Source organism: Neoaquamicrobium microcysteis (genome assembly GCF_008180155.1).
Taxonomy (GTDB): Bacteria; Pseudomonadota; Alphaproteobacteria; order Rhizobiales; family Rhizobiaceae; genus Aerobium; species Aerobium microcysteis.
In genome coordinates this window covers 182,575-207,192 of record NZ_VSZS01000068.1, presented here as the reverse complement: position 1 = coordinate 207,192, position 24,618 = coordinate 182,575, and the positions used below count along the sequence as shown (strand labels likewise).

Sequence of the window (24,618 nt, the reverse complement as noted above, 5' to 3'; positions counted from 1 at the left end):
CCGGTCAGGCGCTCGCGAGACGGCGCAGTTTTTCCAGCCTCGTCTCGCGGGGTTCGTGCATGTCGAGAACGCCACCGAAGCTGCCGTCGCCGCGCATGAGGAAGACGCCGGCCGTGTGATCCATCGTGTACTGGCCGGCTTCGAGAGGCACCTTTGCCGCGTAGGCCGAGAATGCGTTCAGTGCGGCCTCGGTCTCTTCGGCCGTCCCCCGCAGCGCGGTGATGCGGCTGTCAAAGGAGGTCATGTAGCCGGCGAGCATGTCTTGCGTGTCCCGCTCCGGATCGACGGTGACGAACAGGACTTCAAGCTTGTCTGCATCCGGGCCCAGTTCGCCCATCAGGTCGGTCAGCTCGAACAGCGTCGTCGGACAAATCTCGGGGCAATGGGTGAAGCCGAAGAACACGACGTAGGGACGCCCCGCCAGCGACTGATTGTCCACCCGCTCTCCCTCATGCGACACGAGCGAGAACGGGCCGCCCACACGCGCTGCCCCGGTCGAAGCTTCCACAGGCTGGCGCTGCGCGGTCATCTGCGTCGACACCACCAGGTACGTGCCCAGCACCGCGATTGCGACCCAAACGCCGATGCGGAACAGCCTGACAAAGCTCATGGCGCATGGCCTCCATGTTCATCCTCTTGTCCCGCATTTCCACCCGGGTTCCTTTGCACCACGAACTCGACGGCCACTTCACCGGCATTCGCGAACTCGAGCGTCACCTCGAAGCGCTCGCCTTCCGAGAACGCACGTTCAGGATTGATGAACATGAGATGGGTACCGCCCGGCTGGAGCTCGACCGTCGCTCCGGGAGCTATCTCCTGCCCAGCGGGAAGAGGCCGCATACGGGCCACCCCGTCCTCGATACGCATCTCGTGGATCTCGACGCGTTCGGCGATCGTGGCACTTCCGCCGACCAGCGTATCGGGCTGCGACCCTGTGTTGGTCAGCGTCAGATAGCCGCCTATGACCGGAGCGTTGGCCGGTGCGAGACGCGACCACGGATGGCCGACCGCAATGTCGCCGACCGAAAAGTCGTGCGCCGCTGCGGGCGAGGCAATCAGCAAGCTGGACATGAACAGCGTCGCCATGGCGACGGCTTTGTTAGCATTGAACAATTTTTCCACTCCATATCGCACTCGACATGAGGCGTTCTGCGCCATCTCCGCCTTGCAGGAACAGGATGCACATCGCCGCATGTATGTGTCAGGCATCGCGAATGCCGCGCCAGGCCAACAAGCGCATGGCGTTGGCGGTGACCAGAACGGTAGCGCCGGTGTCGGCCAGGATCGCGGGCCACAACCCGGTCACGCCAAGGACGGTCGTGACGAGGAACACCGCCTTGAGGCCAAGCGACATGACGATGTTCTGCCAGATGTTGCTCATGGTTGCGCGCGAGAGCGAGACCATGTTCGCCACATCCTTGACACGACCGTGCAAGACCGCTGCGTCCGCGGTCTCCAGCGCGACGTCGGTTCCGCTTCCCATGGCGATGCCGATGTCGGCGGCGGCAAGTGCGGGCGCATCGTTGATTCCGTCGCCGACCTTGGCGACGAACGAGCCTGTCGCCCGCATCTCGCCGACGATCTTCTGCTTGTCCTGAGGCAAGAGCTCGGCGCGCGCTTCCATCCCGAGCGAGGCGGCAATCGCCTTGGCCGTGCGCTGGTTGTCGCCCGTCAGCATCACAGAGTCGGCGCCCAACTCGCGCAGCGCGGCGATGCCGGCCTTCGCGTCATCGCGTGGCTCGTCGCGCATGGCTATCAAACCGGCGACCTGTCCGCCTGCCAACAGCACCGACACGGTCTTGCCCTCGTCGTTGAGCGACGCAATGCGTGTGGTAAGGGCCTCGTCGAGCATGACCTGCTGGCCCGCCGCACGTGGCGAGGCGAAGAACAGCTTCACACCATCGAGCGTCCCCACAACGCCCTTGCCGCCAACAGCGCCCGCCTCCGATGCCGCGACCACTGGCACATTCTCCGCTTCGGCTTTTGCGAGGATCGCGACCGCAAGCGGATGGCTTGAGCCCACCTCCAGCGACGCGGCGAGGCGAAGTGTCTCGCGCTCGTCGCGCCCTATGCCGACGATGTCCGTCACCTTCGGCTTGCCCTCGGTCAGCGTCCCGGTCTTGTCGAAAGCCACGCTGTCGACCTTACCGAGGTTCTCCAGCACGGCTCCACCTTTCATCAGCAGGCCGCGCCGGGCGCCGGCGGAAAGCCCAGCCGCGATTGCGGCCGGCGTCGAGATGACGAGCGCGCACGGGCAGCCGATCAGCAGAACCGCGAGACCGCGATAGATCCATGTGTTCCACTCGGCTCCGCCCAGCAACGGCGGCAGGATAGCCACGAGCGCTGCCACGACCATCACGCCTGGCGTATAGTATTTGGAAAAGCGGTCGATGAAGCGTTCGGTCGGAGCCTTCGATTCCTGCGCCTCCTCGACCAGCGCAATGATGCGAGCGATCGTGTTGTCTGCCGCGGCCGCCGTGACGCGCACGCGCAGCACCCCTTCCTGGTTCACCGTGCCGGCGAACACCTTGTCGCCTTCCTCCTTTCGCTTGGGGACCGACTCACCGGTCACCGGCGCTTCGTCTACCGCGCTTTCGCCGGAAAGCACGACGCCGTCGGCCGGCACCCGGTCGCCCGGACGGATCATCACGATCGAACCGACCGTGAGGCTGTCCGCCGGAACGGTCCGTGTGCCTCCCTCGCTTTCAAGCAGCGCGGTCTTAGGCATCAGGTTCGAGAGCGCACGGATCGACGCTCGCGCCCGTCCCGTTGCGATGCCTTCCAGCAGTTCGCCGACAAGGAACAGGAAGACGACGACTGCGGCTTCCTCCGCAGCATCGATGATGACGGCGCCCACCGCCGCCACGGTCATAAGCGTCTCGATCGAGAACGGGCTGCCGTTCATCGCCCCGAACAGCGCCCGGCGCGCGATCGGCACGAGCCCGACGGCCATGGCGATGATGAAGCCCCAGGGTTGCGTTTGCGGAAAGAGTTGCGACAGCCCGAAGGCGATGGCGAGCGCCGCGCCGCAGACGATGGTCAGCTTCGCCTTCGATGTGCTCCACCACGGACCGTCGATCGGCCCATGGTCATGCCCGTGCATGCCGTGAAGCGAGTCGCCGGTCGGCACATTCGAGGCCCTGGATGGAGGGACACCGTCATGCGCGTTACCGCCGCCATGCGCATGGTGATCGTTGTCGTGCGAATGCTCATGCCCCTCGTGACGGCATTCCGGACCGTGGACATGACCGGAGGCGGGCGCCTTCTCTCCGGTTCGCGTCAGGGGGGACGCCTTGTAGCCAAGGCTGCCGAGCTTGCGCGCGACACCGTCGAGGTCGGTTTCCGGCCCGTGTGTCACCGTCATCGTGCCGGCGACGACCGAAACTCCTACATCTGTCACGGCCGGAATGCGGCGAACGGCTGTCTCGATCTTGGCCGCGCAGCTCGCGCAATCCATCCCCTCCACTCGAAAGCGCGTCTGGCGTTGCGGGACCGTCATAATCTACACTCCTGTATGTCAGGAGCAATTCCATACGACCTAGAGCAGCTAGAGGATCAAGAGGAAATTTCAGATTTTTCAGTTCCCGCTCTGCCGTGTGCTTCCCGTCAGTACATCGCGCTTCGGCTGGAGCCGGCGCGATGTTTCGTTACCGTGTCTAGCAAGGCCAGCGCCAGCTCGGTCATGAGGTGCTCGTTCACCTCGCAGGAGTGGAGACCTTGAGTATGCACGGACCTCTGCCTTGTACGCTTTTTCCCTGCCCTTTTTGGGCCGCCGCGCAACAAGCGCCGAATTCATGCGGGACTTCCAACCTGTCGCTAGCCCCATGCGCCAGATTGCCCCATTGGCCGAAACCTGCACCGCAGAAATAATCTGCTCCTCGCGGCGCTTTCAGCAGGATCGACACCGGTGCCCTTCTCTTCAGCCAGCGGCCGCACGCCGAAGCTTTTCCTCGCCGTCTTGCTGCTGGCGCAGCTCGCCTTTGCCGCGGCACAGTTCGTATCCGTAGCGCTATCCCGAAATCTATGGGCTGCAGACCTGGCAAACTTCATCCGTCCCCACCTTCTCGTGGCGGGCGTCATTCTTTTCGTCATAGGCTTCGCGCTTCCTCGGCGCTCCACGAAGATCGCGGGAGCAATCGCGCTTCTGGCTGCCGGCGTTCCCTATCTTTTCCTCCCGCCGCCGGCGCCCGCGGCGGCGGGAACGACGTTCACCGTGGTCTCCGCCAATGTCCTGGTCGACAATCTGGATCCGCGTCCCTTTCTTGCGCTTCCCGAGGTCGGCGAGGCGGATATCCTGGTGCTGCAGGAGGTGAGGCCGTTCTGGCAGAACACGTTGATCGCCAGAGGGCGCTGGCCCTTCGAAAGCAGCCGCGACCTTGCCGGCAACACCGACATGAAGGTTCTCAGCCGGTTCCCGATCCTCGACGAACGGACGGTCTTTCCCGAGAGCGGCGACACATACGGCAGGTTCGCCGTGCGCTTCGAGCTGTCGGTCGAAGGGAGGACGGTTGTTCTCTATGCAGTCCATCCACAGACTCCGCGCAGCCCCCGCGCTTGGGAAGCGCGCGCCGCGTACCTTCGGGATCTGGAAGCAGCCGTGAAGTCGGAGCCGTCGGACGCTCTGGTCGTCGTCGCCGGCGATTGGAACACGCCACCCTGGTCTCCGTTCTTTCTCGACTTCCTGTCCTCGACGGGATACCGGACGACCGAATCCCGGTGGTGGCCGCTGCCGACACGCTTCAGCATACGTCTCTGGTCGCTCACGCAGATCGGCACGCCAATCGACCGCATCGTCTTGTCGCCAACATTGGGGCTGGAGGATCTGACCCTGGGGTCGAAATTTGGCTCCAATCATCTGCCAGTCGTGGCGCGCGTGGTTATCCCGGATTGACGACCACCTAAAAGCGAAAACGAAGGACAGCCGCGCCGGCTGTGTGGGAACATGAGATGCGACCGCGCCTGACAGTACATGCGTTCGGAGCTGCCTTGTGGCTGGCCGGTGCGGGTCATGCCCTGGCGAGCCCTCCGACCGGCGTGTTTCTCTGGTATCCGGAGCAAGGCACGCCTACATCGCAGGACTGCGACGACATCGTCGCGCGTGTCGGGCCCTCACTGGAAAAGGCCGAAGCTTGGCTCTGGGGCCGCGCACCCTTCGGGTCGGAGCTGGAGTTCTATCTCTTCCTTACAAAGGACCGGATGGAAACGACGTTCTCCGCGGAAGGGGACTACGATACCGGGACATTGCGCCTGGGCCCAACGATCGGCGACGAAACGACGTTCGAGCTGGTTCCGGAGGATCATCCGACGATCACGATATCCGGCTCGATCGTGGCGCCAAAGGATAGCTCGGCCGTCACCATCATCCTTCGCGACGTGCCCTCGACGAACGGCCCTGCCGACAGGGTAGCGCACTACTGCCGGTTCGATGACGAGACCGAGGTCTAAGCCGACTCTCAGTGCTCGTTCGAGCACAGTTCGTGGTTGGCCAGAGACTGAATGACGTAACAGTCCCTGATCTGATCGCCGTGGCATCGGGTCGCGATGCGTTCGAGTTCGCGCTCAAGGGGCCTGAGCTTTGCAATCTTGTCCCGGACAATCTGCAGCTGACGAACCGCGATGTTGTCGGCATCCGCGCATGGCCGTTCCGGATGCTCGCTCAGCTCGAGCAGTTCACGAATGGCCCCGATCGTGAAACCGAGGTCGCGAGCGTGCTTGATGAAGGACAACCGTTCCCGTTCGCCAGGCTCATAACGCCTTTGATTGCCGCCCGAGCGGCCCGGCGCCATCAACAGACCCATCTGCTCATAGTAGCGGATGGTCGGAACTTTCACCCCGGTGACGCGCGACAGCTCTCCGATCGTCAGCATGATTACCTCCAGCTCTTATAGATATTGAAGGATGAATCGGTGTCCCGCAACAGTGCCGAATTGCCGCATCCCGAAGGCGGGCGCGGTTCACAGCCTTGCCCGATTCATCACGGACGTTCACGGCCACTAATCGTGGAGGGGACATAAGCGATGTACACAGGGATTTCTCGCCGGCTGCCAATCGCTCTTGACGCTGACAGTCGAACATGCCGAGATCTTGATTGCTGATGGTGACGGCTCCCCGGCCAGAGGCTTCCTGACGATCTGGAACGGCACGGATACTCACGCCTATCTCGCTAAGGTGAGCAGCGAAGCCTTTGCAAACATCAGGTTGATGCGTACACCATTCAATTCCGACGATGACGCGGCTGGGCCGGTCGGCGGCCCGCTTCTGGTTCCCGCGCACGCCGAACTGCAGATGCGTATTGGCGGCATCCACCTCCTGCTTGCCGATCCCGCGTCTCCGATCGACCAATCGGAAAGCCAACGCCTGATGCTGATCTTCGACGATGGCCAGGAAGTGGAAGTGTCAGCCTATCTCGTGCCGAGCTCCGATCGGCTGACCAGCCACCGGCACGGCGAGGCCGATCGTAGCGCGAACTAACGTGCAGCAAGCCCGCCGATCCTGGTAAAGGAAGGATTGCGAAAACCGCTGCGATTTGCAGCGAGTTTGAATCGAATACAAGCCATTGATTTTCTTCGATTTTGAGGTTTCTACGCTAGGCTTCTTCCCATCACTTCGGGGAGAGTCAAACAATGAAAAAGCTTTGGATGAGCGCACTCGCGCTCCTGGTTTTCTGCACGTCCGCATGGGCGAGTGCGTCACAGTTCAACCCCACCCAACCATACAACGCACGGAACATGGCGACGTTCGGTACGACCTCGATGCCGGTCGGATACTACGAGTATTGCCGTCGATATCGAGACCGATGCGCTCGCGCTCCGGCCGGCACGATGATCGAGCTGACGCGTGCGGCCTGGAGCGACATCGTCAGGGTCAACACGAAGGTAAACACTATCAAGGCGCTCACCGACATGGAAATCTACGGCGTCGAGGAGTTCTGGGAATACCCTACGACGGCAGCCGACTGTGAGGACTACGCGCTGCTGAAGCGCAAGCGCCTCAATGAAATGGGCTATCCGCTCGGCGCGTTGCTGCTGACAACGGCTCGCGACGCCCAGGGCGGGGGACACGCCGTGCTCACCGTCGTGACGAGCCTTGGCGACTTCATCCTCGACAATCTCGAGCAGAAGGTGCTGCTTTGGAGCGAGGCGAGAATCTACTTCCTCAAGCGTCAATCCCAGCGGGATCTCAACCAGTGGGTCAGCCTCATGAACGAGGACGATCTCCTGATATCCTCCGGCAACAACCACGCGCCCTCCACGGCGGCGGCCAGGGTCAGGAGATAGAGCGCGGTCGTTCCATAGAGCATCTCCATCCTGTTGTGCCCGATCCCGATACACACAAGCCAGAAGATGGTGGCAAGGGTGATATAGGCTGTCGAACCAGCAGCCAGCAGAGAGACCAGGCGCAAAAACATTGGTGGACCGGCAATTGGACAAATGCCGGTCCACTCTTTCATTGTCGGCTTCCCGACGCCACTCAACCCTATGTGACTATTCCGCTATTCCGGTTGGGTCTCCACCTGGGCCGGGCGCATCTCGCCCAGGATATGGCCGAAGCTGGCGAAGAACACAGCGCCGACAAAGCCGACGAGCAGAAGGACGACCAACAGGTTCTTGCGCGCTCTCCTGCGTACAAAATCGCGAGATTCTTCCAGGGTCATCTGCTCCAGCGAATTCATCGCATCCTCAATCCAAAAAGCCCTGACAAGGCGGCGCAGCCTCAATTCCGTCCTTCTTATCGGCTCTCCCCCGAGGACGGATAGTCGAACGTGCTGCGGTTCTTTGCCGCTCGCAAACATGTTAGGGGCAACATCTTCTTAACTATGATAGCCCCAAACTTACGGCTCGATCCCGAGGTCGGATCGGCGCGAAGGATCATGAAAGCGCGAACATGTTGCAAGCGATAAGGATAGGCGTGGTCGTTTTGCTTGCCCTTTTGGCGAGCGGGTGCGTGTCGACAGTTCTCGACGTCGACAACAAGGCGTCGCAGCCCATCCCTGCCGCCCTCCTTGCCGAAATGTCGCGCAAATCCATGTCGCCCTCTGCCCCGATCCTCGTCAGGATCTTCAAGCAGGAAAGCGAGCTCGAAATCTGGAAGCGCGACCGCAGCGGCCAGTTCGCCCTGCTCAAGACCTATCCCATGTGCCGCTGGTCCGGAAAACTCGGACCCAAGACGCGAGAGGGCGACCGCCAGGCCCCCGAAGGGTTCTACCACGTCAACGCGGGCATGCTTAACCCGAACTCGCAGTATTACCTCTCCTTCAACCTTGGCTATCCCAACCGCCTCGAGGCGGCGCTCGGCTACACGGGCGAAGCGCTCATGGTGCATGGCGCCTGTTCGTCGTCGGGATGCTTCGCCCTGACGGATGAGGGCGTGGCCGAGATCTACGCCGTGGCCCGCGAGGCCCTCAGGGGCGGCCAGCCTGCTTTCCAGGTGCAGGCGTTTCCATTCCGAATGACCGCCCAGAACATGGCGAAGCATCGCGACGACCCGAACTTCTCTTTCTGGACCGACCTGAAGCGCGGCTACGATATCTTTGAAGTCACCCGGCGCCAGCCCAGGGTCTCCCACTGCGGCCGCCGCTACGTCTTCGACATGGAGTTCCAGGGTGGAGAGCCGCGCGATCCTCTTGCCGCCTGTCCGCCGGCGGTGAAAGGGGACGACCCCGTCGTCGCTCGCAGGACGGAAGCCGACCTCCTCGCGATGCAGAGCATGGTGGAGAACGGCACGGCGCTCAGCGCTCATGCTTATGTCGACGGCGGAATGCACCCAAGCTTCCGTAGTCTTCTGGAGCGTTCCGGCGAGCAAACACTGGCAAAAAGAACGTCGCTGAGCTCCGTCCCTATCAGCCGGCCTTCCGCGGCGCTTGCAGACCCGCATTCGCCCAGGGAATAGAACGACAGCACGATGATCCGATTCCTCGCATTCCTCCTGGCTTTCATGGTCGCCGTCCATATGGCGGCGCCCACGGCCGTGGCTGCGAAGATGTCGTTTCAGGAGTTCGCGACGGCCGAGATCATGGCTGGCAGCGGCGGTTCCGAACTGCCGAACGATAGCAACGATGATGCGTTGCCACTGTCGCCGCACGCCACGACGAAATGCCATGACCACTGCGCCGGATTGACGATCTGGCTTTCACCCCACGCTGCCAGCGCGGGCCTGCTGTCGATACACGGCCGGGAGCAGGACCTGACGTTCGCCTTCATTCCCATCATCGTCCCACCGCCCCAATAGCGTCGAGCAGGCGAAACGGCCGGTAGGAGATCGAGTTTCTTCGGGCGCAGCCCCGAGGAAAGGCGGCTCCGATCCAGACGGTCGCAATTCGTCCTCACCAATTGCTTTCCGCGGGGAGCAATGGACCACGACCGTATTGGGAGCAAAGCATTGACAACCACACCATCACGCACAGGCCTGTCCCGACGGCAAGTCCTGACCCTTGCCGCATCCTCGGCCGCATCCTTGACGCTGGCCGGCTGCACGACCACCGATATCCAGCCCGTCGCGGTGGTGCCGGAAACGCCGAGCATCGATCCCTCCTTCGTCTCCATGTACCGGGCGATGCCGGAAGAGGATTTCCCGATCCCCGCCGTCGACCTGAGAAGGGTCGACCGGCAGTTCTACCGTCAGTTCGTCGACGACCCGACGGGCGAACGTCCCGGAACCGTCGTCGTCGATACGCAGTCCTTTTTCCTCTATCTGGTTCTGCCCGACGGCAAGGCGATGAGATACGGCGTCGGCCTCGGGCGGGCGGGGTTCACCTGGTCCGGTGAAGGGGTCATCCAGTGGAAGCGGCCCTGGCCGGTCTGGACCCCGCCGGCGGAGATGATTGCGCGCCAGCCCGAGCTGGAAGAATTCAGCGCCGAGAACGGGGGCCAGCCGCCCGGGCTCGACAATCCTCTCGGTGCGCGGGCGCTCTACATCTTCCAGAACGGGCAGGACACCCTCTACCGCCTGCACGGCTCGCCCGAGTACTGGACCATAGGGCGCGCGGTGTCGAGCGGCTGCGTCCGTCTGATCAACCAGGACATCATCGACCTCTACGATCGTGTCTCGATCCCCTCGCCAATCATCGTGCGCAGCGGTCCGAGAGCGATCGCCTGACGCCAAATTAGCGCTTGCTCCTCCAGGGGCTAGAGCTTGCAAAGTAGAAGCTCACCAAAGGAAACGACCATGAAACGTCGAAACGTTCTATATGGCCTGTCCGCTCTCGGAGCGGCGGCCGCCTTTCCAGCTCTGACGCTTGCCCAACCGACTCCCGAAGACCTGCTCGCGCCGGGAGCGCTCGCGGAAAAAAGCTTCGGTCCGGAAGATGCTCCGGTCACCGTGATCGAGTACGCGTCGCTGACCTGCGGCCACTGCCGCAACTTCCATCTGAATGTCTGGCCCGCCTTCAAGGAGAAATACGTCGATACGGGCAAGGTCCGCTTCATCATGCGCGAGTTCCCGTTCGATCCGCGCTCTTCGGCCGGATTCATGCTGGCCAGGTGCGCCGGCGACGACAAATGGTACGCCACCATCGACCTGCTCTACCGGACCCAGGACAACTGGGCGCGGTCCTCCGACGGCTCAGGCTCGCTCAAGGCCGTCATGGGCATGACCGGGATGGACGAGGCCGCCTTCGAGGCATGCCTGCGGAACGAGGAACTGCAGCAGCAAGTGCAGGCTGTATTCGAAGCAGGTCGTGAGTTCGGCGTCGATTCGACGCCGACCTTCTTCGTCAATGGCGAGATGTACAAGGGCGTCCTCAGCATCGACCGCTTCAGCGAGATCGTCGATCCGCTGATCGCGGCGAGCGGCCAATAGGGGGAGGGCGCATGATGGGAATTCGCTCTCTCACTTTCCGGCTGAAGGTCCAAGGGTTCGTTGCGGTTGCGATGATGGCGGCGATGCTGCCGCCACTGGCTCACGCTCAGGATGACGAAGTCGTCGCGCGCGTCAACGGCCAGGAGATCACGGCCGCCGATCTCGCAATCGCCGAAGAAATGTATGGACCCCAGCTCGGCCAGATGCCGGAAGACGCCAGGCGTTCCGTTCTCGTGAACGCGCTCATCGAGCTGCGCATCGTGGCCGACGCCGCTCGCGAGGCAAACGTCACGGAACAGGACGCGTTCAAGCGTCAGCTGGCGTTCTTCGAGGCCCAGACGCTTCGATCCGTGTTCATAGAGCAGCGCGTGGCCGATGCGGTGACGGACGAGGCGATAAGGGCCGCCTATGATGGCCAGGTAGGCAGCTTTCCGACCGTGGCCGAACGGAAGTTGCGGCATATCCTCGTGGGCACCGAAGACGAGGCAACAGACATCATCAACGCGCTGGAAGCCGGGCAGTCCTTTGCCGATCTAGCGCAGGAACGCTCCATCGATGCGGTGTCGAAGGCAAAGGGAGGGGATCTCGGCTTCGTCGCGGAAGGGGAGATCATGCCGGAAGTCGAGGAGGCCGCGGCCGAGCTCGAACCGGGACAGTTCACCCGGTCGCCGGTCGCCACCGCCTTCGGCTTCCATGTCGTGATGCTGGAGGAAGCACGCAATCGGCCGCCGCCTGCATTCGAGACGGTCGAACCGCAGATCCGGCAGGCGCTCGCGTCCGCCGAAGAGCAACGGCTTCTCGCGGGGCTACGCGCCGCCGCCCAGGTCGAAAAGCTCGTTCCCGACGTCACGCCGCCACAGGCGGACGACGGGCACGATCACTGATCGCACACTTCAGCAGCTATTGAGGGGCTTACCATGATGGATCGCAGATCGTTCGCAACAGGGTTGATCGCAGCGCTGTCGGCAGTCCAACTGCCGACCGCGGCGCTGGCTCACAGAAGGGTCGAACTCGACCCGCGCTTTCTTCCCCAAACCGTCGTCTCGCCATACGCTCAGCCAGCCGGTACGATCGTGGTCGCCCCGCGGGACCGGTTCCTGTACCTGATCGAGGGCAGAGGTGCGGCACGACGCTACGGGATTGGCGTAGGCAAGGCGGGTCTCGCATTCTCCGGCTCCGCGATCATCGAACGCAAGGCGAAGTGGCCCGCCTGGCGGCCGACCGCCAACATGATCAGACGCGATCCCGCGAGATACGCGAGATACGCGAATGGCGTCCCCGGCGGGCCGGGCAATCCGCTGGGTTCCCGCGCGCTCTACCTCTACCGCGACGGTCGCGACACGTACTACCGCATCCATGGCACGACCGAGCCATGGACGATCGGTCAGGCCGTATCCAACGGCTGCATCCGCATGGTGAACGAGCATGTGGAAGAGCTCTACGAGCGTGTGCCGCTCGGCGCCCGGGTCGTGGTGGTTTGATGGAAAGATCGGTGCTGGTCATCGGAGCCGGGCAGGCGGGTCTCGCGGCCGCGTACCACCTGGCCCGGGCCGGCGCCGACTATTCCATCGCGGATGCGAACCGGCGCGTCGGTGACAGCTGGCGGGCGCGCTACGACGCGCTGACCCTGTTCACGCCGCGCCAGTTCAGTGCGCTGCCCGGACTGGAGCTTTCCGGAAATCGCGAGGGCTACTCCAACCGGGACGAATTCGCCGACTATCTGGAAGCCTATGCGTCGCGCCTGAAGCTGCCGGTCGAAACCGGAAGACGGGTTGTTCGCCTTTCCAGGCTCGACGATGGACGTTTCGAGGCGACATTTGAGGACGGCGGAAAGCGGCAAGCGAGCGAGATCATCGTGGCGGCTGGCGCCTTCCAGGTCCCCAGAATTCCAACTGTCGCCGGGAAGTTCGGCAGCGATGTGCTCCATTTGACGACCGACATCTTCCGCAACGCCAACCAGTTGCCGGACGGCCCTGTGCTGATCGTGGGGGATGGTGCGAGCGGCCGCGACATTGCTGTCGAGTGCAGAAGAACTCAACCGGTGATCCTGGCGACCGGAAAGCCTCGAAAGCTGCTGCCCGAACGCATTCTGGGAAAGTCGATCTGGTGGTGGCTTCATCTTACCGGCGCTTTGACGGCATCGCCGGACTCCTTGCTAGGCAGCAGGGTCAGGGCAACCGACGCCTTCCCCGACCGTGACCGCAGCCTCGAAAGCCTGAAAAGAAAGGACATACGGATCGCGCCGCGGCTCGTGAATGCAGACGAGACGACAGCGCGGTTTTCGGACGGAAGCTCGGCCGAGGTCCGAACCGTCGTCTGGACGGTCGGCTACCGCGACGACAGTTCCTGGCTCGACGTTCCTCTTGCCGTGAATGAAGACGGTTCCTTCCGCCACGAAGCCGGGGTTTCGCCGGTCAAGGGCCTTTATTTCGTCGGGCGACCCTGGCAGCGAAACAGGGCTTCGGCGCTGATCATGGGAGCAGGACCCGACGCCGAGCTTGTCGTCCAGAGGCTTCTGGCTGATCGGGGGGGATGAGCGCGGCCGACCGGTCGATCACTCACGCACCGATCGCACGGCCTCCGCCAGCGGCTCCTTGCCCACGGCGCCAACGACGATTCGTTCGCCCACGACGAACGATGGGGTTCCTGTCAGTCCAAGAAGCTGAGCCAGCGCCAGGTTCGAAGCGATGACCGTCTCGATCTCTGGAGACCCCATCTCTGCCTCGACACGCGCGCGATCAAGACCCATTTCCTCTACAAGCGACAAAGCTCGGCCTGCGTTGGCCTGACCCTGCATGGCCATCAGCCGGGCATGGAAATCGCGCGCGCTCGCGTCGTCGCCCAGGCGTTTCACGGCGAGGGCGACTTTCGCAGCCTCGATGGATCCCGGACCGAGGATGGGGAAATCCTTCAGGACGACACGCAATTGTGCATCCTCGGCCAGCAATGCCTTTATGTCTGGAAAAGCTCTTTTGCAGTAGCCGCAGTTGAAGTCGAAGAACTCGACCAGCGTCACATCGCCATCGGGATTGCCGAGGACGAGATCGGCGGCGCTCCGCAGCAGGACGTCCTGCTCGGCCCGGATCGTCTCCGCCCTGGCTTCTTCTTGCGCCTTCTGCGAGCGGTTCTCAAGTTCGAGCAACGCTTCCTTGATTATCTCGGGGTTCTCGAGAATGTACTCGCGGACGATTTTCTCGACCTCCGAGCGATCAATCGTCTCTGCGATCGCCGCCGGGGTCGCCATCAGGAGAATGGCGAAGGTTCGGACCAGCGCAACACGCAACAATTTGATTCTCATCGGTTCCTCACCGCGCTAGCTCCAGCCCCCGCCGAACGTGCGATAGAAGATGTGCTTGCCGATCTGCGTCATCCGTTCCATCGACTGAGCCCATTTAGGATGGACGTAGGTGGCGTTGTAATGTGTCGACGACGCGACTTCCGGCAGGAAAATCTTACCCGCGGTGACGGCAAGCGCAACATCCTTTGCGAGCCGATAGGCCCGGCGATCCGAAATCACGTCAGGGACTCCGTCGCAAGCGAACGAGAACTGGCATCTGTTGAGCATGTGCTGATTCTGATAAACCACATCGCAGACGGTGTCGGGATAAGCCGGGTTCCTAACCCGGTTCAAGATTACCTGGGCGACAGCCGCCTGCCCTCTCGATTTCTCGCCGCGCGCCTCGAAATAGATTCCGGTCGCGAGGCACTTCTGCTCGGCGGCGGAGAACACCATCTTTGGAAGTGGCACCCTCATCCACGGGTGGTCACCCTCCGCCATGGGCGGAACGAAGCGGCCGCCGGCGTCCTGACCGCCAAGCAGCGCATCGAAGGGTGCGGACGTTGCGTGGTATGGATCGCTCGGAGCGTAGGCGGTCGCCAGAACGTCGGCACGGTCGTTGCTGACGAGATCCGCCAGGATCGGAGGCACGCCCTCAAGCCGGTGAGTCTCCGCGCGGTGAAGGATCGTTATTGCGTTCCGGACACCCGGAGCTGCCTCCGGCAGGAAGCCGCGCAAGCCCTCCGGAGCGTCAAGGCGGCTCGAGAAGAGGATGGCAGCCAGCCTCGTTCCATCGAAAACGCCTTTCGAGGCGGTTACGGAAAGCGTTGCCGTTTTGCCTGAATCGGAGGTCTGGCTTTGCAGAAGATCTCGCTTTGAGGCGTTATCGGAGAAATCGCCGCTCCGGCTCGCGGACGGCCCGGTCGCAAACGTTTCCACCCCAGTAGCCGACCCAAGTCTGAGCGTCCGAAGATGGGAGCATGCATCCTCACCCCGAACACCATTGCGCTGTACGAGAACAGTGCCGGTCGCAAGCTCGGAACGCATGTCCTGGATGGCGGTCGGCGACGCGAACCCGAAGGTCAGCGAGCTTGCAAACAGGATTGCCAGAATCCGACCTCGGCGGGCCATGGAAGTGGATTCCGAGCCTTGGCTTTGCTTCGACGACAACGACCGATCTCCTGAGGTGGTCTCGGAAGCAAAATGAATTGTTAACCTTGATGATCGGTTAAGACGCTGCACACGGGGCGTCTGTTTGAGAGATAATCGGTCGGCTTGTCCGCTATAGACCGACATGAACGGCTGGGAGCGCGGCCGATTGTTCGATAATCATGAGGTAGGGGCTTCAGCCCTATTCTCACCGGTCAGAACTCGCGGGTGCAACTACGCGCTACAATTCCCATTGTGCGACTTTCGAAGGTTTCGGGTAGACCATCCTGCACCACTGCGTACGTAGATTTTCCGATGATCAGCCTTACGGGCGGCATGTGGTGTCAACAGGGTCTTTCCAGGCGACTTTTGTTGCCCGACAGGGTTGTCGCCTGACGAGACGTATCACCAGGCCGCAGATCTCGTGAATTCTCCGATGGTCCGTGCCTCTGACTGCGGTCAAAATGCGCAAGCGGCTACCATCCTATCACGGCCACGGACCAGAGCAGGTTGATGTTGAGCGCGATGATGGTGACGGCGATCAGCGCGCAGAGCGCGGTCAGCCAGAGCGGGGCGACCATGTCGCCCATCTTGGCCTTGCTCGCGGTGAACATGACCAGCGGCACGATGGCGAAAGGCAACTGGAAGCTCAGCACGACCTGGCTGAGGATGAGCAACTGGCCGGTGCCTGAACTCCCCCATATCAAAATCACGATGACCGCCGGGACGATCGCGATCGAGCGTGTGACGAGCCGGCGCAGCACTGGACTGATACGGAAATTGATGAAGCCTTCCATGACGATCTGGCCAGCCATTGTGGCGGTCACGGTGGCGTTTAGGCCGGAGCACAGCAGTGCGATGCCGAACATCGTCGGTGCGAGCGAACCGCCGAGCAGAGGCGCTAGCAGCGCATGGGCCTGATCGATCTCGACAATCTCGGTGTTGCCGCTCGCGTGAAAGGTTGCCGCAGCGAGGATCAGGATAGAAGCGTTGATGGTCAGGGCGAACATCAGCGCGATGGTCGAATCCCAGGTCGCCATACGCAACGCCTCGAACCTTCGTGCCGGCGTCGTCTCCCAGTTGCGCGTCTGCACGATGCCGGAGTGGAGGTAGAGATTGTGGGGCATCACGGTGGCGCCGATGATGCCCAGTGCGATGTAGAGCATCTCCGGATTGGTCACGATATCGGTCGAGGGCGCGAAGCCTGCGATCACACCTGCCCAGTCCGGATCGGCCATGGCGATCTGCACGAAGAAGCAGGCGGTTATGACCGCCAGAAGCGTGATGACAAATGCTTCAACCCAACGGAAGCCGCGGTTCTGCAGCCACAGGATCAGAAACACGTCGGCGGCGGTGATGAAGACGCCGATTTCGAGCGGGATACCGAACAGCAGGTTGAGACCGATTGCCACGCCGATGACCTCGGCAAGGTCGGTGGCGATGATCGCGGCCTCCGCGAAAATCCACAGCGGCCACGACACCCATGACGGATAGGCATCCCGGCAGGCCTGCGCTAGGTCGCGCCTGGACGCGATGGCGAGGCGCGCGCACAGCGATTGCAGCAGGATCGCCATTACGTTGGACAGTAGCGCCACGAACAGGAGCGTGTAGCCGAACTTGGCGCCGCCGGCGAGCGAAGTCGCCCAGTTGCCGGGGTCCATATAGCCGACTGCGACCAGATAGCCTGGGCCGACGAAGGCGAGAAACCTTCGGAACACCGTGCTGCCACGCGGCACGACGATCGAGCCAAAGACTTCGGAGAGTGACGGCGTCGGGCTGGTGCGACGCCAGCCATTGTGGCCGGCCACGGACAACGAGGGTTCCGAATCCAAGGATGGAGAAGACATATGGCTGTCTGTTGCGAATGATTTTCAATTGCAAGATAGATATATCGCTGACAGTCGTCAATGCGTTTGTCATGGCAGGTTGCAGTAAGGTCTCACTCGTCGGCAAGGTTGCTTTGATGATAGCGAAAAGAGCTGCCCCCGCTTCAGCATTGTGGCGTGTCGGGTACCGTAACCCTTGGTGCGACCAAGGCTCGATAAACGTGAGGGGACGAATGATTGACAACAGCTTTGCGCCCATGCGCTCAATGGCAGGGGTGAGCAGTTCTAGGTAGTCACTAGCCACGACTCAGCCGAATATCGCGCGCGGCATCCGGCATTTTCATTCTGCTGAAATCGCAACTGCGTTAAATCAATATGGGTGCGACTGAAGACGATCCGACACAGTGATTCAGCTGAAACTTTCACGCTGGGTGCATGCGGTTGGCCTGCTGCCGATTTTCCTACGCGTGGTTACGGCAAAACGCGCGCTACGGCGCCTACGACACGCTCACCCCGGCTCTGGAACCGCTTCACCGCTCCCCTACTTCCATGACGCTCGCTGCCGACGCCCGCAAGCGTGATGACTGGTTCGACAGCCGATACCGGCTCGCTCTAACGGAAGGCGAGCGCGCAGACCTCACGGCCTACCCGGAGGCCGCTGGCAATGCCGACGAGCCCTATCGGAAGTTCGAGGGACCGGGGTCGGTATTCCACTTCGCCTGGAAGGAACTGACGACGTTCGTCTGCACGTTGAAAAAGCTGTTCAATGGCCGACGCCGAGATCACCTCTGCCTAGCTGGCGGGCCAGGGGGGCGTTTTGGCGCCTGGCCACAGATCGCGCCCGACATCGTGCGCGACACGCTTTTCCGCTTCGAGATGAACCTGCGGGAATCCCCATCCTCGGCCTCGTCGGTGCCGGCGGGATCGGCTTCTACATCAAAACCTATGTCCGCACCTTCCAGTAAGAAAAGGTCGCCACGCTGACGATCGTCGTCGTCCTGTTCGTCGTCGTGATCGAACTGGCCAACAACGCGATCCGCACGCTGCTGCGATAGAGGCAAGATAGAAGACTTGCACGACGAACGCGGGCTCAATGCCCGCGCCCCGGCCTCGATCGAGCGGCGCGGCGCAATGTCACGCGGGACAAGCCTCGATCCGGCCTTGAACCTCATGTTGCCAGAGCATGTATGGGCACTGAGTTCGTCCACACCGAATCCGACGAAAGAAGAGGACATGAAATGACGATCGACGTCTCGGCAGTCGGTCTCGCAACGGCAGTCGTGGCCGGCGCGGTGTCGTTCGTCTCGCCCTGCGTCCTGCCTCTCGTGCCGGGGTATCTCTCGTTCGTGTCCAGCGGCGTGAATCCGCATTCGGCGCAGCTCGCCGACCGGTTGCGGATCGTCTGGTCAGCGATGTTCTTCATCGCCGGGTTCACGACGATCTTCGTCATTCTCGGGCTGGGCGCGCAGTTCCTCGGCGGCCTGCTGCTTCGCTACAGCTTCGAAGCCAACCTCGTGGGCGGCGGCCTGCTGGTCCTGTTCGGCCTGATGATGACCGGCCTCATCAGGCTTCCCTTCGTGATGCAGGATTACCGCGTAGAAGGACCGCAAGCCGTATCCGGCCCCGCCGGCGCCTACACTCTCGGCCTCGCCTTCGCCTTCGGCTGGACGCCGTGCATCGGCCCGGTTCTGGGCTCGATTCTGACGATGACCGCGGTGTCGTCCGGAAGCGGGGCGGTACTCCTCGCCGCCTACAGCCTCGGCCTCGGTATCCCGTTCCTGGTCGTCGCGCTCGCGTTCGGGAAGGTTGCCGGCTTCATGAAACGGGCGCGCTACGCCGGCCATGTCCTCAACATTACCGCCGGCGCGATCATGATCACGATGGGCGTGCTGATGATGACCGGCCGCATGACGCTGATCGCGTTCTGGCTTCTGGAGCGCTTTCCAGGACTTGCCTATATCGGCTGACTGATATGACGGACCGGGGGGCGATCGAACCGGAAGAAGGCGGCCTTGGCCGGATAACGTATCCGGACTCGGGATTGGCCGTGTCGCTCCCGGTATGCGCGTTGATGGGCGCGCTCACGGCCCTTGCTTTTGCTCCGTACTTCGTTCTGCCGCTCGTATTGGTCGGCTTTGCCGCCTTCGCCCTGTTCATCCGTCACGCCCGTGGCTCGTGTGCCGCCTTCCTGATCGGCTGGGGCTTCGGCATCGGCCAGTTCGCAGTCGGCCTGCGGTGGATATCCGAGAGCTTTTTCGTCGACGCGGATCGGTTCGGCGCACTCGCCTGGCCGGCAGTGCTGGGCCTTTCCGGCTTCCTTGCCCTGTTCCCGGCATTCGCAGCCGCGGCAACGCGCTATCTTGGCGGACGCGGACCGACCGTCTTTCTCATACTTCCCGGATTCTGGACCCTTGCCGAAATGGCGCGCGGCGTCCTCTTCACCGGCTTTCCCTGGAACCTGACAGGATATGTCTGGGGTTTCAGCGACGCGACGCTCCAGCCTATGTCGGCGATCGGCGTTCACGGAGTTGGTTTCGTCACCGCGACCCTATGCATGGTTCCTTTGGCGCTCGCGGAACGATACCGTCTCGGACCATGGGCTCTGGCGGTGACGATGCTCGTAGTGCCCATGCTCGGGGCAGGGTTCTTCTGGGCTTTCGGAGCGGTCCGGCTCGCAAACGCCGAAACCGCCGATGGCGCCGGTCCCCGAATCCGTGTCGTCCAGCCGAACATCCCGCAGGATCAAAAATGGGATCCAGACGCGGCAACGCGGAACCTTCAGAAGCTGCATGACCTCAGCACATCGGGCGCTGCCGGGCGGCCACGCGTCGTAGTATGGCCGGAAACGGCTTATCCGTATCTCTTTTCCGAGGTCGTCAGGTTGCCTGAAGCCCTACTTGGGAGCATTCCCGAAGGAGGATTGCTGCTGTTCGGCGCGGTACGAGCTGTCCCCGGGGACACCGCTGAGGTTGGGGGGCTGCTGAACAGCCTGCTCGCCGTCGATCATACAGGCAAGGTCGTTGCCGACTACGACAAGATCAGGCTGGTGCCGTTCGGCGAGTTCACGCCTTTCAAAAGCTTGCCCGGCATCAGCAAGCTCACGGCAGGCGATATCGACTACGTGCCGGGTTCGGTCAGCTCACCAATGACCCTTCCGGCAGTACCGCCCTTTCGAGTGCTGATCTGCTATGAGGCGATTTTCCCGTCGCCGAAGGTCGATGAGGAGCGATGGCTACTCAACGTCACGAACGACGCCTGGTTCGGCGTATCGGCGGGACCCTACCAGCATTTTCTTTCGGCAAGAGTCCGCTCGATTGAATCGGGCCTGCCCATGATCCGCGCCGCGAACAGCGGGATCAGCGCGGTCGTCGATGGCTATGGCCGGATTCAGCAGATGCTGCCGTTGGCGGTCGAGGGGGCTTTCGACGCCGCCCTGCCTGGACCCACCCCGCAGCGTACGCTCTACAGCAAACTTGGTGACATGCCGACTTTGATTGTCGTCGGTCTCGTGATCGGCATTGGGGCGTTTTGCCGGAGAAGGAGGCGTGACGCAGTGATTAAGAGCGAAACAAATCCCTAGTGCAGGGATCCTACAAGGGGAGCATCGCCTTCACGGATCGTGACCCACCGGCCTGTGTGCGTTGTCGCCTGCCGTTTGAGATAGAGATACTCGGTTTCATCCCAGTTCAGAACCGCATCGGTGAGATTGTCCAGGACCACGTCGCCGATGTCCGTTCGCACGGTCAGTACAGCATGGCCTTCGCCGTTCGGCCGCCGAAGTACAGTCAAAAGGAGATTCGAGGTCGAGACGCCTTCCTTGAGCAGGATGCGACGTTTCGCCAGCGCGTAATCCTCGCAATCTCCAGCATCTACAGGATAGGTCCAATACTCGTCGACCCCATATATCTCAAGGTCGCTTTTCGGCTTAATCGCCTGATTGACCTTGACTGTAAGACGCTCCAGCCGAGCAAGCAGTTCCTCCGACATCGGCAACGTGCCGAAGTCGCGTGTTCTGATGGAGCACTCCGCCGGCTTGCGCTTGCAGAACTCATAGTGCCCGATCGGTTGTGACGTGAAACCGCCGGTGATCATCGGCGATGGGTGCGCTTGGACCGTAGAAGTCGAGGCAAGCGTTGACAGCACGATAGCGAAGGTCGCCAGCGACCAACACAATGCCCCCATCGGAGCCCCCACTTAATCGGTTAAACTTTGTTACCAAAGGCCTAACGGCAATAGGCCGTAAGGTCCATTGCAGCACCGTAACATTCTCGTGAGTGCGCGCCTCCTCCCGAGAACTGTTTTTCCACAGACACCTTCAGCCGCCCCCTTGAAGCTCAGCTAACTAGAGGTGCGAGCGATATGTGGTCTACAAACCACGGGAGACTGCGATGATGCGAGGCACCAACACAACGCGCATTCTGGTTGGCTTTATCTGCATCCTTTCGGCATTCGCGATCGATCAACTTACGAAGGCCGTGATCGTGGAAATAGTAATGCAGCCGCCTCGTGTAATCTACGTCACGTCATTTCTGAACATCACGCTCAGTTACAATCAGGGCATCAGCTTCGGGTTGTTCTCGGATTTTTTGAGAGACCGATTGACCCTAGTGATCTGGATGACGGTGGCGCTGGTAATGGTGTTGCTGGTAATGGTGTTGCTGGTCTGGATGATCTTCTCCCATCGCGTCGTTACGACCGCGGCTCTGGGCCTGATGACCGGTGGCGCGCTTGGAAATGTGTTCGACCGCGCACAGCGGGGCAAAGTAACAGATTTCATTGATCTCCATGCCGGCTCATGGCACTGGCCGACGTTCAACATCGCAGACGTGGCAATTGTAGGTGGAGCCATCATCCTGATCCTCTGTTCTCATCGATCCACTTCGTCGTTGATCTAGCGATGTAAGGACCGGTCCGAACGCAACTTCGTAAGGCACCCACAGACGGCGGACGTGAAAGACGAATCGTATGAACGACCCTCAAAAGCAGAGAGGAATTCCGTATCGGTCAGCCATCATTTGGCACCTCCTGCCTCAGACTTGGCCCCCTAGCTAGGCGCCGTCCGAGCGCCTCGAGGAATTTGTCGTAGCGCTCGCCGCCCTTCGCGCGTGCGGCGACCTGTGCAGCGTCAGGCAACGGTGCAATCGAGGTCAACCAAGCGCGGATGAAGATGGCAAAAGCCTCATTCACGATGTTTAGATCACGTTCAAGTCGCTGGACGTTTCGGTCGATCCGGTCGAGACGCTTGACGATAGCGGCCTCCTGCCGCTCATCTGCGTCAGGTGACAGGAAGGAGGCAATTGCCGCCTCGGCTATCAGCGAGCGGGATTGCTGGCGCCGATCGGCGAAGTCGGCCAGCCGGCGCATGAGATCCGGATCGAGATAGACGGAAAGGCGCTTCTTCTTGTCGGGTCGCTCAATCATAGCTCAAAGCTCCATGCCGTCGCCGGGGTCCATCGAAACCTGCCGCGCCATCTGCCGCATGTTGCGGACGAGCGTCTGGTTGGCCGCTGCTTCGCCGTCTGGTTCTTCAGGATCGGGATCGAACTCGTTGACGGGCGGCTTCGGCGGTTCCGGCGCGATGTCCTTGTGCGGCTCAAGGCCCGGTTCTCGGCGCAGGCCGGCATTGGCGGGGTCGTCGTCCTGTTTGCCATTGGTGGGGGGCTTTGCCACGCGATTCGCAGCCGATGCAGCAGCGTGGGGAGCCAGACCATTTGCGGAAGTGACATTTGCTTGCTCCGGGATCGGCGCGACGATCGGCTTCAGCGTCGACCAGTCGTCCGGCCGCTGGACAAGACCTGCGCGGGGGTTCGCGGGAACGGGAAGGAGGCGCTCCGTTAGACGGGTATCCTCATAGTAGCGCGCCTTCTTCGCCTGGATCGGCGGGATGCCGGCAACCATGACGATCTCGTCGTCGGGCGGAAGCTGCATCACTTCGCCGGCGGTAAGCAGCGGCCGGGCGGTCTCGGAGCGCGAGATCATGAGATGGCCGAGCCACGGCGCGAGACGGTGGCCGGCATAGTTCTGCATGGCGCGCATCTCGGTGGCGGTGCCGAGGGCGTCGGAAACGCGCTTGGCGGTGCGCTCGTCGTTGGTCGCGAAGCTGACGCGGACATGGCAGTTGTCCAGGATGGAGTTGTTTGCTCCGTATGCCTTTTCGATCTGGTTGAGGCTCTGCGCAATCAGGAACGCCTTGATGCCGTAGCCGGCCATGAAGGCAAGCGCCGATTCAAAGAAGTCGAGCCTGCCTAGCGCGGGGAACTCGTCGAGCATGAGCAACAGGCGATGGCGGCGGCCGCTGGCGTGCAGTTCCTCGGTCAGCCGGCGCCCGATCTGGTTGAGCACGAGACGAACCAGCGGCTTGGTTCGAGATATGTCCGAAGGCGGCACGACGAGATAGAGCGTGGTCGGGCGTTCTCCGGACACGATGTCGGCGATGCGCCAATCACAGCGCGCGGTGACGGCGGCAACAACGGGATCGCGATAGAGACCTAGGAAACTCATCGCCGTGGAGAGAACGCCGGAGCGCTCGTTATCAGACTTATTGAGCAGCTCACGGGCGGCACTTGCGATGACGGGATGCGGACCCTTCTCGCCAAGATGCGGCGTGTTCATCATGGCAGCCAGCGTCGACTCGATCGGCCGAAGTGGATCGGAGAGGAAGGCGGCGACGCCGGCAAGGGTCTTGTCCTTCTCGGCATAGAGTACGTGGAGGATCGCACCGACGAGCAGCGAGTGGCTGGTTTTCTCCCAATGGTTCCTTTTCTCAAGGCTTCCCTCGGGATCGACCAGCACGTCGGCAACGTTCTGCACGTCGCGCACTTCCCATTCGCCGCGCCGCACCTCCAGCAGCGGATTGTAGGCGGCAGACTGCGCATTGGTCGGATCGAACAGGAGCACCCGGCCGAAGCAGGAGCGCAGGCCGGCAGTCAGATCCCAGTTCTCGCCCTTGATGTCGTGGACGATGGCGGAGCCCGGCCAAGTGAGCAGCGTCGGCACCACGAGGCCGACGCCCTTGCCGCTTCTCGTTGGGGCGAAACACAGGACATGCTCGGCACCGTCATGCCGGAGATAATCGCGGTCGAGCTTGCCGAGGACGACGCCATCTTCGCCGAGTAGGCCGGCGGCCGCGATCTCCTTGCGCTCGGCCCATCGCGCGGAGCCGAAGGTTCTGACGTCTTTCGCCTCGCGCGCGCGATAGATCGACATGAGGATGGCGGCCGCGATGGCGATCAGCCCGCCGGAAGCTGCGATGCCGGCGCCCCCGTAGAAGATGGTCGGCGCATAGGCGTCGTAGAAATACCACCACCAGAAGAAGGCCGGTGGCGGATAGACCGGCAGGCCGGCAATCTCGAACCAGGGCTGTCCGAGCTGAGCCTGAAAGCCGAGCCGCCACGCCGTCCATTGCGTCGCGGACCAGACCGCGACGAGCACGATCGAGAACACCACGACGATCTGGCCCCACATGACGCGGCTTGCAGACAAGGCAGCGAAACTCCCTCGCGTTTCGGTCCAAGAGCGCGAAGAAGAACACGCTGCACACGGGTTTCAATGGCGGGTTGAGGGCAGCTC

At 62.1% G+C, this 24,618-nt stretch carries 26 protein-coding genes; 15 read left to right on the top strand and 11 right to left on the bottom strand.

Features of this window, described 5'->3' with window-relative positions:
• Positions 1 to 4: 4 nt before the first annotated feature.
• Genes FY036_RS21885 through FY036_RS21875 form a run of 3 tightly spaced genes read right to left on the bottom strand, consistent with a single transcriptional unit; the run spans position 5 to position 3,499 of the window.
• Complete coding sequence (locus FY036_RS21885; protein WP_126006790.1) at positions 5 to 610, bottom strand: SCO family protein; 606 nt, start codon at positions 608 to 610, stop codon at positions 5 to 7.
• Positions 607 to 1,158, bottom strand: a complete 552-nt coding sequence (locus FY036_RS21880; protein ID WP_235897755.1) for a copper chaperone PCu(A)C — start codon at positions 1,156 to 1,158, stop codon at positions 607 to 609. Before FY036_RS21880 ends, FY036_RS21885 begins: the two co-directional genes overlap by 4 nt.
• Positions 1,159 to 1,201: 43 nt before the next feature.
• Positions 1,202 to 3,499, bottom strand: coding sequence for a heavy metal translocating P-type ATPase (locus tag FY036_RS21875; protein ID WP_126006787.1), 2,298 nt, complete (start codon positions 3,497 to 3,499; stop codon positions 1,202 to 1,204).
• A gap of 408 nt (positions 3,500 to 3,907) precedes the next feature.
• On the opposite strand from FY036_RS21875, the gene FY036_RS21870 reads away from it, so the two are divergent.
• A complete protein-coding gene (locus tag FY036_RS21870; RefSeq protein WP_161601182.1) occupies positions 3,908 to 4,891 on the top strand; it encodes an endonuclease/exonuclease/phosphatase family protein in 984 nt (327 codons plus the stop codon).
• A 56-nt stretch (positions 4,892 to 4,947) separates the two neighbouring features.
• Positions 4,948 to 5,445: a hypothetical protein gene (locus tag FY036_RS21865; protein WP_126006784.1), complete on the top strand. Its 498-nt coding sequence runs from the start codon at positions 4,948 to 4,950 to the stop codon at positions 5,443 to 5,445.
• An 8-nt stretch (positions 5,446 to 5,453) separates the two neighbouring features.
• On the opposite strand, the gene FY036_RS21860 is transcribed toward FY036_RS21865, so the two are convergent.
• Positions 5,454 to 5,867, bottom strand: a complete 414-nt coding sequence (locus FY036_RS21860) for a MerR family transcriptional regulator (protein WP_126006782.1) — start codon at positions 5,865 to 5,867, stop codon at positions 5,454 to 5,456.
• A gap of 187 nt (positions 5,868 to 6,054) precedes the next feature.
• Here FY036_RS21860 and FY036_RS21855 point away from each other — a divergent pair, with 187 nt between their 5' ends.
• A complete protein-coding gene (locus FY036_RS21855; RefSeq protein WP_126006780.1) occupies positions 6,055 to 6,471 on the top strand; it encodes a copper chaperone PCu(A)C in 417 nt (138 codons plus the stop codon).
• Positions 6,472 to 6,623: 152 nt separating this feature from the next.
• Positions 6,624 to 7,277: a transglutaminase-like cysteine peptidase gene (locus FY036_RS21850; protein ID WP_126006778.1), complete on the top strand. Its 654-nt coding sequence runs from the start codon at positions 6,624 to 6,626 to the stop codon at positions 7,275 to 7,277.
• Between the two features lie 215 nt (positions 7,278 to 7,492).
• Here FY036_RS21850 and FY036_RS21845 read toward each other — a convergent pair whose 3' ends face one another.
• Positions 7,493 to 7,717 carry a hypothetical protein gene (locus FY036_RS21845; protein WP_126006776.1) on the bottom strand — a complete coding sequence of 75 codons (225 nt, stop codon included), beginning with the start codon at positions 7,715 to 7,717 and terminating at the stop codon, positions 7,493 to 7,495.
• 167 nt (positions 7,718 to 7,884) lie between these two features.
• Here FY036_RS21845 and FY036_RS21840 point away from each other — a divergent pair, with 167 nt between their 5' ends.
• The 7 genes from FY036_RS21840 (at position 7,885) to FY036_RS21810 (ending at position 13,333) form a co-directional block, all read left to right on the top strand.
• On the top strand, positions 7,885 to 8,889 hold the full coding sequence (locus FY036_RS21840) for a L,D-transpeptidase family protein (protein WP_201744836.1): 1,005 nt from the start codon (positions 7,885 to 7,887) through the stop codon (positions 8,887 to 8,889).
• Between the two features lie 12 nt (positions 8,890 to 8,901).
• Positions 8,902 to 9,228, top strand: coding sequence for a hypothetical protein (locus tag FY036_RS21835; protein ID WP_126006774.1), 327 nt, complete (start codon positions 8,902 to 8,904; stop codon positions 9,226 to 9,228).
• 150 nt (positions 9,229 to 9,378) lie between these two features.
• The gene (locus tag FY036_RS21830) at positions 9,379 to 10,095 is read left to right on the top strand and encodes a L,D-transpeptidase (protein ID WP_372493038.1); all 717 of its coding nucleotides are present in this window, start codon (positions 9,379 to 9,381) and stop codon (positions 10,093 to 10,095) included.
• A 69-nt stretch (positions 10,096 to 10,164) separates the two neighbouring features.
• Positions 10,165 to 10,797 (top strand): DsbA family protein, encoded by a 633-nt coding sequence (locus FY036_RS21825; protein WP_126006772.1) that lies wholly within the window; start codon positions 10,165 to 10,167, stop codon positions 10,795 to 10,797.
• Positions 10,798 to 10,808: 11 nt separating this feature from the next.
• Positions 10,809 to 11,681, top strand: coding sequence for a peptidylprolyl isomerase (locus FY036_RS21820; protein ID WP_126006770.1), 873 nt, complete (start codon positions 10,809 to 10,811; stop codon positions 11,679 to 11,681).
• 33 nt (positions 11,682 to 11,714) lie between these two features.
• Positions 11,715 to 12,278: a L,D-transpeptidase gene (locus FY036_RS21815; protein WP_126006768.1), complete on the top strand. Its 564-nt coding sequence runs from the start codon at positions 11,715 to 11,717 to the stop codon at positions 12,276 to 12,278.
• A complete protein-coding gene (locus FY036_RS21810) occupies positions 12,170 to 13,333 on the top strand; it encodes a flavin-containing monooxygenase (RefSeq protein ID WP_235897754.1) in 1,164 nt (387 codons plus the stop codon). The genes FY036_RS21815 and FY036_RS21810 overlap by 109 nt, the downstream gene beginning before the upstream one ends.
• Before the next feature lie 18 nt (positions 13,334 to 13,351).
• On the opposite strand, the gene FY036_RS21805 is transcribed toward FY036_RS21810, so the two are convergent.
• The 3 genes from FY036_RS21805 to FY036_RS21795 all read right to left on the bottom strand — a co-directional run bounded on the left by FY036_RS21805 (position 13,352) and on the right by FY036_RS21795 (position 17,070).
• Positions 13,352 to 14,041 carry a DsbA family protein gene (locus tag FY036_RS21805; protein WP_235897753.1) on the bottom strand — a complete coding sequence of 230 codons (690 nt, stop codon included), beginning with the start codon at positions 14,039 to 14,041 and terminating at the stop codon, positions 13,352 to 13,354.
• Positions 14,042 to 14,110: 69 nt separating this feature from the next.
• Entirely contained in the window at positions 14,111 to 15,244 is a 1,134-nt protein-coding gene (locus FY036_RS21800) for a cell wall hydrolase (protein WP_235897752.1), read from the bottom strand.
• Between the two features lie 455 nt (positions 15,245 to 15,699).
• Entirely contained in the window at positions 15,700 to 17,070 is a 1,371-nt protein-coding gene (locus FY036_RS21795) for an Nramp family divalent metal transporter (RefSeq protein ID WP_126006760.1), read from the bottom strand.
• Between the two features lie 528 nt (positions 17,071 to 17,598).
• Here FY036_RS21795 and FY036_RS23980 point away from each other — a divergent pair.
• From FY036_RS23980 to lnt, 3 genes are all read left to right on the top strand, one after another.
• On the top strand, positions 17,599 to 18,033 hold the full coding sequence (locus tag FY036_RS23980) for a hypothetical protein (RefSeq protein ID WP_201744835.1): 435 nt from the start codon (positions 17,599 to 17,601) through the stop codon (positions 18,031 to 18,033).
• Between the two features lie 254 nt (positions 18,034 to 18,287).
• On the top strand, positions 18,288 to 19,016 hold the full coding sequence (locus FY036_RS21785; protein ID WP_126006758.1) for a cytochrome c biogenesis CcdA family protein: 729 nt from the start codon (positions 18,288 to 18,290) through the stop codon (positions 19,014 to 19,016).
• 5 nt (positions 19,017 to 19,021) lie between these two features.
• On the top strand, positions 19,022 to 20,629 hold the full coding sequence (gene lnt / locus FY036_RS21780) for an apolipoprotein N-acyltransferase (protein WP_126006756.1): 1,608 nt from the start codon (positions 19,022 to 19,024) through the stop codon (positions 20,627 to 20,629).
• Here the strand turns inward: lnt and FY036_RS21775 are convergent.
• A complete protein-coding gene (locus FY036_RS21775) occupies positions 20,626 to 21,231 on the bottom strand; it encodes a transglutaminase-like cysteine peptidase (RefSeq protein ID WP_235897751.1) in 606 nt (201 codons plus the stop codon). The genes lnt and FY036_RS21775 overlap by 4 nt on opposite strands.
• A gap of 206 nt (positions 21,232 to 21,437) precedes the next feature.
• Here FY036_RS21775 and lspA point away from each other — a divergent pair, with 206 nt between their 5' ends.
• On the top strand, positions 21,438 to 21,944 hold the full coding sequence (gene lspA / locus FY036_RS21770) for a signal peptidase II (RefSeq protein ID WP_148916853.1): 507 nt from the start codon (positions 21,438 to 21,440) through the stop codon (positions 21,942 to 21,944).
• Between the two features lie 109 nt (positions 21,945 to 22,053).
• On the opposite strand, the gene FY036_RS21765 is transcribed toward lspA, so the two are convergent.
• Together FY036_RS21765 and FY036_RS21760 are read right to left on the bottom strand one after the other, a co-directional pair.
• Positions 22,054 to 22,470 (bottom strand): ribbon-helix-helix protein, CopG family, encoded by a 417-nt coding sequence (locus FY036_RS21765; protein WP_126006750.1) that lies wholly within the window; start codon positions 22,468 to 22,470, stop codon positions 22,054 to 22,056.
• 3 nt (positions 22,471 to 22,473) lie between these two features.
• Complete coding sequence (locus FY036_RS21760) at positions 22,474 to 24,531, bottom strand: conjugal transfer protein TraG (protein WP_126006748.1); 2,058 nt, start codon at positions 24,529 to 24,531, stop codon at positions 22,474 to 22,476.
• Positions 24,532 to 24,618: the final 87 nt, after the last annotated feature.